General features: G+C 76.0%; 13 protein-coding genes. 8 read left to right on the top strand and 5 right to left on the bottom strand.

Features of this window, described 5'->3' with window-relative positions:
- Positions 1-132 (top strand): non-reducing end alpha-L-arabinofuranosidase family hydrolase (locus ACPC54_RS31510; protein WP_498969713.1); only part of this gene is annotated, 132 nt, incomplete at its 5' end.
- A gap of 69 nt (positions 133-201) precedes the next feature.
- On the opposite strand, the gene ACPC54_RS31505 is transcribed toward ACPC54_RS31510, so the two are convergent.
- Positions 202-573 (bottom strand): hypothetical protein, encoded by a 372-nt coding sequence (locus ACPC54_RS31505; RefSeq protein WP_498969707.1) that lies wholly within the window; start codon positions 571-573, stop codon positions 202-204.
- Between the two features lie 115 nt (positions 574-688).
- Entirely contained in the window at positions 689-1,318 is a 630-nt protein-coding gene (locus tag ACPC54_RS31500; RefSeq protein ID WP_498969706.1) for a maleylpyruvate isomerase N-terminal domain-containing protein, read from the bottom strand.
- Between the two features lie 204 nt (positions 1,319-1,522).
- Here ACPC54_RS31500 and ACPC54_RS31495 point away from each other — a divergent pair, with 204 nt between their 5' ends.
- On the top strand, positions 1,523-2,146 hold the full coding sequence (locus ACPC54_RS31495; protein ID WP_498969704.1) for a LysE family transporter: 624 nt from the start codon (positions 1,523-1,525) through the stop codon (positions 2,144-2,146).
- Between the two features lie 41 nt (positions 2,147-2,187).
- On the opposite strand, the gene ACPC54_RS31490 is transcribed toward ACPC54_RS31495, so the two are convergent.
- On the bottom strand, positions 2,188-2,826 hold the full coding sequence (locus tag ACPC54_RS31490) for a TetR/AcrR family transcriptional regulator (protein WP_498969703.1): 639 nt from the start codon (positions 2,824-2,826) through the stop codon (positions 2,188-2,190).
- A gap of 164 nt (positions 2,827-2,990) precedes the next feature.
- Between ACPC54_RS31490 and ACPC54_RS31485 the strand changes: the two genes are divergently transcribed.
- The 4 genes from ACPC54_RS31485 to ACPC54_RS31470 all read left to right on the top strand — a co-directional run bounded on the left by ACPC54_RS31485 (position 2,991) and on the right by ACPC54_RS31470 (position 6,602).
- On the top strand, positions 2,991-3,749 hold the full coding sequence (locus tag ACPC54_RS31485) for an SDR family oxidoreductase (protein WP_498969701.1): 759 nt from the start codon (positions 2,991-2,993) through the stop codon (positions 3,747-3,749).
- Entirely contained in the window at positions 3,746-4,540 is a 795-nt protein-coding gene (locus ACPC54_RS31480) for an SDR family oxidoreductase (RefSeq protein WP_498969699.1), read from the top strand. Before ACPC54_RS31485 ends, ACPC54_RS31480 begins: the two co-directional genes overlap by 4 nt.
- Positions 4,537-5,508 (top strand): NADPH:quinone oxidoreductase family protein, encoded by a 972-nt coding sequence (locus ACPC54_RS31475; protein WP_498969697.1) that lies wholly within the window; start codon positions 4,537-4,539, stop codon positions 5,506-5,508. The genes ACPC54_RS31480 and ACPC54_RS31475 overlap by 4 nt, the downstream gene beginning before the upstream one ends.
- 107 nt (positions 5,509-5,615) lie before the next feature.
- Complete coding sequence (locus ACPC54_RS31470) at positions 5,616-6,602, top strand: ADP-ribosylglycohydrolase family protein (RefSeq protein ID WP_498969696.1); 987 nt, start codon at positions 5,616-5,618, stop codon at positions 6,600-6,602.
- On the opposite strand, the gene ACPC54_RS31465 is transcribed toward ACPC54_RS31470, so the two are convergent.
- On the bottom strand, positions 6,583-6,837 hold the full coding sequence (locus ACPC54_RS31465; RefSeq protein WP_498969695.1) for a hypothetical protein: 255 nt from the start codon (positions 6,835-6,837) through the stop codon (positions 6,583-6,585). The two genes, ACPC54_RS31470 and ACPC54_RS31465, sit on opposite strands and share 20 nt — an antisense overlap.
- An 8-nt stretch (positions 6,838-6,845) precedes the next feature.
- On the bottom strand, positions 6,846-7,460 hold the full coding sequence (locus ACPC54_RS31460) for a TetR/AcrR family transcriptional regulator (protein WP_498969694.1): 615 nt from the start codon (positions 7,458-7,460) through the stop codon (positions 6,846-6,848).
- Between the two features lie 82 nt (positions 7,461-7,542).
- Here ACPC54_RS31460 and ACPC54_RS31455 point away from each other — a divergent pair, with 82 nt between their 5' ends.
- Together ACPC54_RS31455 and ACPC54_RS31450 are read left to right on the top strand one after the other, a co-directional pair.
- Positions 7,543-8,013: a nuclear transport factor 2 family protein gene (locus ACPC54_RS31455; RefSeq protein WP_498969693.1), complete on the top strand. Its 471-nt coding sequence runs from the start codon at positions 7,543-7,545 to the stop codon at positions 8,011-8,013.
- Positions 8,014-8,098: 85 nt separating this feature from the next.
- Entirely contained in the window at positions 8,099-8,617 is a 519-nt protein-coding gene (locus ACPC54_RS31450) for a hypothetical protein (RefSeq protein WP_498969692.1), read from the top strand.
- The last annotated feature ends 152 nt before the right edge of the window (positions 8,618-8,769 follow it).

Genomic DNA, 8,769 nt, shown 5'->3' with positions numbered 1-8,769 from the left:
GACAACCCCGACCAGACCATGACCGTCGACCCCTGCAACCTGCGACTCCTCTACCAGGGCAAGTCCCCCACCGCGACCGGCCCCTACGACCAGCTGCCCTGGCGTCCGGGCCTGCTCACCCTCCAGCGCTGACCCGCCGCCGGGACTCCGTGGCACCGGCGTGAGCCGGGCGCAGGGCCGCAGGGCCGCCCTGCGCCCGGTTCAGCGCGGGTCGACCAGCTCCGGGGCGAAGACCGTCCCCAGCGGCTCCGGGCCGACGTACTGCCGGCAGGTGCAGCCGCGCAGTTCGTGGCGCAGCGGGCGGAGTTCGGCGTCCCACTCGACGGCGGTCCGCTCCTCCTCGCAGCAGCGGCCCTGCCGGTCGTGCTTGGCGAGGTGGTGGGTGCAGCCGCAGACCGGCTCGGGCGGGCGGTTGGCCGTCTCCAGGGCGACGCGCTGACGGTGCGTGACGTCGAGGAGTTCGAGCTTGCGCTGGTGCCGGGTCTTCGCCGCCTTGCGGGCGCGCTTGGCGAGCGATCCGGCGCCGTAGCAGGCGGCGGGCACCAGCCAGAACAGGCCGATCAACGAACTCACTGGCTTCCCCCCGGAGGCGACGTCTCCGCCCGATCATACGGCTGACCTGCTCGAACCCGGTCGGCGGCCCCGGGGCGTGTCTCGTGGGGAGGATCCGCCGGGCACGCCCCGGGCCTCAGCGGATGACCGGCAGCACCGCCGCCGGGCTGCGGCCCGTCGCGGCCTCGATGAACTCCACCGGGTCGGCGACCTCGGCCAGCAGCGCCCGGGTGAAGGCCAGCGCCGCGTCGGCGGGCAGCGGGCCGCCGATGGCCGCGATCAGGTCGAGCAGGTGGACGGTGGCCTCCATCAGCGCGACCTCGCCGAGCGCGCCGACCGTCACGCTGCCCAGCAGCGGGTGCGCGACGACGGCCTCCGGCGCCAGGTCGGCCATCTCCGCCAGGGCCGCCGGGCCCTCCACCCCGAACCGGGCCAGCAGCACGGCCGGTTCGGCCGCCTCCGCGGTCTGCTTCGCCGCCTCGGCGACCTGGTCGGCGGCGGTGTGCGCGATCCCGCCGGGCCGGTTGTACGCCCGCAGGATCCCGGCCCCGCCGGTCACCGCTGCGGGCCCGTCCAGGACGGCCGCGCGCAGCCCGGTGAACATCTCCGGCACCGGCGCGACGTGCGCGTACAGCTCCCGCACCGTCCACCCGGGCAGCCTGGTCGGCCGGCTCCAGCCCTCGGCGTCCAGCGCCGCGCCGCGCTCCGCCCAGGACGCCCACGCCTCGGCCAACAGGGCACGCACAGGATCGCTCTGACGATTCATCGACTCTCCTCGGCAGCGGTGATCACGACCCCGCCCACGCTACCCGGCGGTCGTGGAAAACCGGTTGCCACCCCCGGCCCCGGGCGGCCAGCATCGACGCATGGACCACACCGCCGCTCTGCCGTCGCCGCTCGCCGCCGCCCGCCCGGCGCGGGGCCGACAGCAGCGCACCGGCCGCCACCGGAGGCCCGACCGCGCGCTCGGATGAGCGCCGCCCTGGTGGCCGGCCTGCTCGCCGGGTACGGCGTCGCCGTGCCGGTCGGAGCGGTCGGCGCCTACCTGGTCACGCTCACCGCCCGCACCTCGCTGCGGACCGGCGCCTGCGCCGCGCTCGGCGTGGCCACGGCGGACGGCCTGTACGCGCTGCTCGCCGCCCTCGGCGGCGCCGGGCTCGCCCCGCTGATCGCGCCGGTCGCCACGCCGCTGCGGATCGGCTCGGCCCTCGTCCTGCTGACCCTCGCCGCGCGCACCGCCCGCGCCGCGCTGCGCGCCCGCCGCGCGGACGGCGGGCCGCTGCGCGACCAGGCGCCGCCCTCGCCCGCCCGGGCCTTCCTCACCCTGCTCGGGATCACGCTGCTCAACCCGCTGACGGTGCTCTACTTCGCCGCCCTCGTCCTCGGCGACGGCCCGCACCCGCCGGGCGGCGCCGACCGCGTGGTGTTCACCGCCGCGGCGCTCGCCGCCTCCGCCAGCTGGCAGCTGCTGCTGGCCGCGGGCGGCGCGCTCCTCGGCCGCGCCCTCACCGGCCCGCGCGGCCGCCTGGTCACCGCGCTCGCCTCCGCGGCCCTGGTCGGCGGGCTGGCCGTCCGCCTGCTGCTGGACGGCTGAGGCCCGCAGGCCGCGCCGCGCGCCCCTGCGCCCGCCTCGGCTCAGACCTCGGCGCCCAGCATCCGCAGCACCAACTCGCCGTACCGGCGGCCCAGTTCCTCGGGTGTCTCGGTCGAGCGGTCGGTGTACCAGCGCGACACGTCGATGCCCAGCGACGTCACCGCGCGGGCCGCCGTCCGCACCTCCGCCACCTGGAACGCGCCCGCCGCCACGCCCGCCTCGATCAGTGCGCTGACCTCGCGCTCGATGTCCAGGCGCAGCGCGGCGACGACGGCGTAGGCGTCCTCGGGCAGCGCGTGCAGCTCGTAGTTGACCACCCGGCCGACCGTGCGGGCCCGGGCGTGCCAGGCGGTGAACTGCTCGACCAGGCCGCGCATCCGCTGTGCCGGGTCGCCCTCGCCGGCCGCCGCTCTTCGCACCAGGGCGAGGGTGGCGGCGTGCCCGGCCTGGCTGATCTCGGCGAGCAGCGCGGCCTTCGACTGGTAGTGGATGTACAGGGCGGCGGGGCTCATCCCGGCGGCGGTGGCGATGTCCCGGGTGGTGGTGGCGTGGAAGCCGCGTTCCGCGAAGGACTCGACGGCGGCCCGGAGCAGCCGGTGCGCCGCCTCGGGGCGGGCGTCGGCGCCGCCGGGCAGGGTGGGCCAGAGGTCGGCGATGGGCGTGCTGGGCGTGCTGGTCATTCCGCCATCCTCCCAGGGAACTCGTACACGTCTTCGCTCCGGCGGTGCCGGAGGGCTGTTGACAGGCTCCCCCACCGACACCATGCTGAGCAAGCGCTTAGTCAGGTCGGCGCGCGAAGCGAGGCCGGCGAGCCCAGTCAGCGAAGCGAAAGGCAGGACCCTCCGTGGTGCACTCCCTCAAGGGCCGGGTGGCCGTGGTCACCGGATCGAGCCGGGGCATCGGCCTCGGGATCGCGCGCGAGCTGGTGGCCCGTGGCGCGAAGGTCTGCCTCACCGCCCGCAACGCCGAGCCGCTGGCCGAGGCCGTCCGGGACCTCGGCGGCCCGGACAACGCGATCGCCGTCGCGGGCAAGGCCGACGACCCGGCGCACCAGGAGGAGGCGGTGGCCCGCACCCTGGAGGCCTTCGGCCGACTGGACCACCTGGTGAACAACACCGGCATCAACCCCGTCTACGGCCCGGTCCTGGACACCGACGACGCCGCGGCCGCCAAGATCTTCGCCGTCAACGTGCTGGCCCCGCTGGCCTGGACCCGCCGCGCGCACGCCGCCTGGATGGGCGAACACGGCGGCTCGGTCGTCAACGTCGCCTCGGTGGCCGGCATCCGCTCCTCGCTCGGCATCGGCATGTACGGGGTCAGCAAGGCCGCGCTGATCCGGCTGACCACCGAGCTGGCCGCCGAGCTCGGCCCGCAGGGGATCCGGGTGAACGCCGTCGCGCCCGCCGTGGTGAAGACCAGGTTCGCCGAGGCGCTGTACGAGGGCCGGGAGGACGAGGTCGCGGCCGCGTACCCGCTGCGCCGGCTCGGCGTGCCGGAGGACGTGGCCGGCGCGGTGGCCTTCCTGCTGTCGCCGGACGCCGGCTGGATCACCGGCCAGACCCTGGTGGTCGACGGCGGCGTCACCCTCGGCGGTGGGCTGTGACGGATCTCTTCCCGCACGGCCGGGGTGTGGTGGTGACCGGCGCGGGCCGCGGCATCGGCGCCGCGCTGGCCCGGGCGTTCGCCGCGGCCGGCGCCCGCGTGGTGGTCAACGACCTGGACGCCGGGGCGGCCGCGGCCGTCGCGAAGGACTGCGGCGGCACCGCCGCCCCCGGCGACGCGGCCTCCGCCGAGGGCGTGGCCGCCCTGGTCGACCGGGCCCGCGCGGTACTCGGCGAGGACGGGATCGACGTCTGGTGCGCCAACGCGGGCGTCGCCCCGACCGGCGGCGCCGACGCGCCCGCCGCCGCCTGGACGGCCGCCTGGGAGGTCAACGTGATGGCCCACGTCCGGGCCGCCGACCAGCTGCTCCCCCGCTGGCTGGAGCGCGGCGAGGGCCGGTTCCTGTCCACCGTCTCCGCCGCCGGACTGCTCACGATGCTGGGCTCGGCCCCGTACGCGGTCAGCAAGCACGGCGCGCTGGCCTTCGCCGAGTGGCTGGCCGCCACCTACCGCCACCGGGGCGTCCGGGTGCACGCGCTCTGCCCGCAGGGCGTGCGCACCGACATGCTGGCCTCGACCGGCGCGGTCGGCGAGGCGCTGCTCGCGCCGACCGCGATCAGCCCGGAGGACGTCGCCGAGGCGGCACTCGCGGGGATGCGCGAGGACCGCTTCCTGCTGCTGCCGCACCCCGAGGTCGCCGAGTACTACCGCCACCGGGCCACCGAGCCGGACCGCTGGATCGGCGGCATGAACCGCATGCAGCGGGAGCTGGAGAAGGGCGGCGCGCTGTGAGGGCCTGGCAGGTGGGCGAGCTCGGCGAGCCGGCCGCGGTGATGCGGCTGGCCGAGGACGTGCCGCGGCCGGTGCCCGGCCCGGGGCAGCTGCTGGTCCGGGTGCGGGCGGCGGCGGTGAACTTCCCGGACGCGCTGATGGCGCGCGGCCACTACCAGGTGCGCCCGCCGCTGCCGTTCACGCCGGGCGTGGAGCTGTGCGGCGTGGTCGCGGAGGGCGCCCGGCGCGGCGAGCGGCTGATCGGCACCCCGGTGCTGCCGCACGGCGCCTTCGCCGAGTACGCGCTGCTGGACGCCGAGGCCGCGTTCCCGGCGCCCGAGGCGCTGGACGACGCGGAGGCGGCGGCGCTGCACATCGGCTACCAGACGGCCTGGTTCGCGCTGCACCGCCGCGCGCGGCTGCGCGCGGCCGAGACCCTGCTGGTGCACGCGGCGGCCGGCGGGGTCGGCAGCGCGGCCGTGCAGTTGGGCAAGGCGGCCGGCGCACGGGTGATCGCGGTGGTCGGCGGCGCGGCGAAGGCGGAGGCGGCGCGGGCCCTGGGCGCCGACCTGGTGGTGGACCGGACTGCGGAGGACTTCGTCGCCGCCGTGAAGGGGGCCACCGGCGGGCGCGGCGCGGACGTGGTCTTCGACCCGGTCGGCGGCGACGCCTACACCGGTTCGACCCGGTGCATCGCCTTCGAGGGCCGGATCGTGGTGGTCGGCTTCGCCGCCGGGCAGATCCCGACTGCGGCGCTCAACCACGCCCTGGTGAAGAACTACTCGATCCTCGGCCTGCACTGGGGCCTGTACAACACCCACGACCCGCGCGCCGTCCGCAGCGCGCACGACGAGCTGGGCAAGCTCGCCGAGCAGGGCGTGGTCCGCCCGCTGGTCAGCGACCGGGTGCCGCTGACGGGCGCGGCGGAGGCCGTCCAGCGGGTCGCGGACGGCCGGACGACGGGGCGGATCGCCGTCCTCGGCGACTGACCGCACTGCCCGCACCGACCGCACTGACCGCACCGACCGCACCGACCGCACTGACCGCACCGATAATCCGCCTGCACGGGCACGGCGGCGGCTGACAGGATGCCGGGATGACATCCTTCGCCGCCGCTCGTGACTCGTTGGAGGGCCTGGCCCTCGGGGACGGATTCGGGGAGCGCTGGTTCCCCCTGTTCCGCTCGCCCCGGGAGGCGTTCGAGCAGATCAGGGCCCGGCGCACGCCCGAGGAGGGCCCCTGGCACTGGACCGACGACACCGCGATGGCGCTGTCCGTCTTCGGCGTCCTGACCGCCTTCGACGCCGTGCACCAGGAGCGGCTCGCCCAGGCCTTCGGCGCGAACTACCGGGCCGACTCGGGCCGCGGCTACGGCTACGGCATGCACGAGCTGCTGCCCAAGTTCGCTGCCAATCCCGGGAGTTGGCGAACCGAGGCGCACGCGCTGTTCGACGGCCAGGGCAGCCTCGGCAACGGCGCGGCGATGCGGGTGGCGCCGCTGGGCGCCTGGTTCCACGAGGACCTGGACGAGGCCGCCGAGCAGGCGGCGCTGTCCGCCGAGGTCACCCACGCGCACCCGGAGGGCATTGCCGGGGCGGTCGCGGTCGCGCTGGCGGCGGCGCTGGCCGCGCGCGGCCGGAAGGCGGCCGCGCCCGCCGGAGCCGAGCTGCTGACCGAGGTGGCCGAGCGCACGCCGCCGGGCGCCGTCCGGGAGGGGCTGCGCCGCGCCGCCGGCCAGTCGGCCGACACCGAACCCTGGCGGGCCGCCGACCTGCTCGGCAACGGCCAACGGATCTCGGCGGCCGACACCGTGCCGTTCGCCCTCTGGTCCGCCGCGCACCACCTCGACAGCCTGACCGACGCCCTGTGGACGACCGCCGAGGGCCTGGGCGACGTGGACACCACCTGCGCCATCACCGGCGGCGTGGTCGCCGCCCGCACCGGCCTGGTCGCCGTGCCGCCGGAGTGGCTGGCCTGCCGCGAGGCGCTGCCCGGCTGGGTCGCCGAGGCGGCGGCGGAGGCCGGGGTCGGGGTCGCGGCCGGGGTCGGGGTCGGAGACGGGGTCAACGACGCTCGGCGATGACCTCCAGGGCCGGGCGGGGCGGGCGGCCGAGCAGCGCCGCCAGGTCGCCCGGCCCGCCCGGCCCGGCCAGGAAGCCGTGCGCGATCGCCGAGCAGGTGCCGACCAGCATCGGCACCTGGAAGTCCAGCGCGTCCGAGGCCGCCACCGCCGCCCGGCCCGCGCCCAGCGTGCCCGGGCGGTACTCGGCGCCCAGCGCCTCGGCCACCTGCGCGCCGCCCACCGCCCGCGATCGCACCGCCGTGATCAGCGTGAAGGGCTGACGCGGCCTCCCGATCCGCCGGGGCGCGTGTCGAGCATCAGCAGGAGCTCCGCCGCCCGCTTGGCGTGGCCGGCCGGGACGGGCGTGCCCGAGATCGCCGCGGTGGTCATGGCGCCCTCGGCCAGCAGGGCGATCCGGGCGGCGGTGTCCGCCGTCCCTCCCGCCGCCGTGGTCAGCTCGCGCAGGTAGGCGTGGAAGGCGTCCTTGTGGTGGCGGGCCCTGGCCGCGACCCCGGGTGAGGTGCCCCCCAGCTCGGCGAAGGAGTTGATGAAGGCGCAGCCGTGGAAGTCCGGCCGGCCGAACCACGCCTCCAGCCAGTCGAAGACGGCGAGCAGCCGCTCCTGCGGCGTCCCCGCGGCCGCGTCGACGTGCGAGGCGAGACTGTGCAGCCAGCGGGTGTCCCGGCGGGCGAGGTAGGCCTCGACGAGGTCGCCCTTGGACGGGAACTGCTGGTAGAGGCGCCGCAGGGTGACACCCGAGGCCTCGCGGATCACGTCCATGCCGACGGCTTGGATGCCTCGCGCGTAGAAGAGCCCTTCGGCAGCGTCGAGGATGCGCTCCCGTGTCACTTCGGTGTCCAACGTTTCCGCCCCTTGCATGAGAACCATCGTTCTCCTAGTGTAGAGGACAATGCGAGAACGATCGTTCTCATCACGCCGAGGCCCACCGGAGGAGCACGTCATGTCCGAGCCCCGCCCCCCGCTCCCACCCTTCACCCGCGAGACGGCGATCACCAAGGTCCGCCTCGCCGAGGACGGCTGGAACAGCCGCGACCCCGAGCGGGTCGCCCTCGCGTACACACCCGACTCGCGCTGGCGCAACCGCGCGGAGTTCGTCACCGGCCGGGACGGCATCGTGGAGTTCCTGACCCGCAAGTGGAACCGGGAGCTGGACTACCGCCTCATCAAGGAACTGTGGGCGCACGACGGGAACCGCATCGCGGTGCGGTTCGCCTACGAGTACCACGACGACTCCGGCCAGTGGCTCCGCGCCTACGGCAACGAGAACTGGGAGTTCGACGGGAACGGCCTCATGCTCGCGCGACACGCGAGCATCAACGACCTCCCCATCGCCGAGGAGGACCGCACGTACCACTGGCCGCTGGGCCGCCGCCCCGACGACCACCCGGGCCTCACCGACCTCGGGCTGTGATCCCCCCTCGCCGGGCTCGGTCGTCGCGCGCCGACCAGCCCCAACCCCTTGCGCTCACAGTCCAGTTGACCGACCATCACGGGCTATGACGATGCCTCCGCCGCCGGGCCACCGGCCGCCGACGCCCCCCGACCCGTCCCCGAACAGCCAGGTCCGCTCCAACGCCGCGGCGACGCTCGTCCTCGCCGCGCTCACCGCCGGGTCGCTGGCGATGCCCTGGGCCGGCTACAGCAGTCGTGACAGCGGTGACCTGCAGTGGACCGGCCTGGACCTCATGCGGACGCCCTTCCGGATATTCCGGGACGTCGACAACGCCGCCACGTTGCTGCAGGCCATCCAGTGGATCGGCATCGGGCTCGCCGCCCTGTCGCTCCTGCGGCTGCTCGCGCCCGATATCGGCCTGGCGTGGCTGTCGGTCACCGGCGCCACGGCCCTGTGCCTGGTCACCGGGGTCACGTTGTTCCGGTTCTACAAGGCCCTGGAGGGCGACGGTTACCTCGCGCCGTCGATGCAGTACGGGGCGGTGGTCGCGATGGTCGCCGCCCTGCTGTGCCTGATCGTCGCGGCCCGCGCTCCGGGCGCGCGCGGACGCGCGCGCCGGTAGGGCGCCGCCGGGGCGCGCCCCGGACGTGCGTCGGTCGCCCCGCGCGGGAAGTCGGCCGAGCCGACTTCCCGCGCGGCCGGCCGCACCCGTCGCGGGGCGCGCCCCACCAGAGCCCCCACGGCCCCCACCCGGTAGGGATACCCGGGTCTTTT

The sequence above is a fragment of the Kitasatospora sp. NPDC094028 genome, from assembly GCF_049543595.1.
Classification (GTDB): Bacteria; Actinomycetota; Actinomycetes; order Streptomycetales; family Streptomycetaceae; genus Kitasatospora.
This window is presented reverse-complemented; position numbering and strand designations above follow the sequence as displayed.

Coding starts and splice junctions, on each gene's coding strand:
- ACPC54_RS31490 (WP_498969703.1), bottom strand. CDS start 2,826: ATGACCAGCACGCCCAGCACGCCCATCGCCGACCTCTGGCCCACCCTG.
- ACPC54_RS31500 (WP_498969706.1), bottom strand. CDS start 1,318: ATGAATCGTCAGAGCGATCCTGTGCGTGCCCTGTTGGCCGAGGCGTGG.
- ACPC54_RS31495 (WP_498969704.1), top strand. CDS start 1,523: ATGAGCGCCGCCCTGGTGGCCGGCCTGCTCGCCGGGTACGGCGTCGCC.
- ACPC54_RS31460 (WP_498969694.1), bottom strand. CDS start 7,460: ATGCAAGGGGCGGAAACGTTGGACACCGAAGTGACACGGGAGCGCATC.
- ACPC54_RS31450 (WP_498969692.1), top strand. CDS start 8,099: ATGACGATGCCTCCGCCGCCGGGCCACCGGCCGCCGACGCCCCCCGAC.
- ACPC54_RS31470 (WP_498969696.1), top strand. CDS start 5,616: ATGACATCCTTCGCCGCCGCTCGTGACTCGTTGGAGGGCCTGGCCCTC.
- ACPC54_RS31455 (WP_498969693.1), top strand. CDS start 7,543: ATGTCCGAGCCCCGCCCCCCGCTCCCACCCTTCACCCGCGAGACGGCG.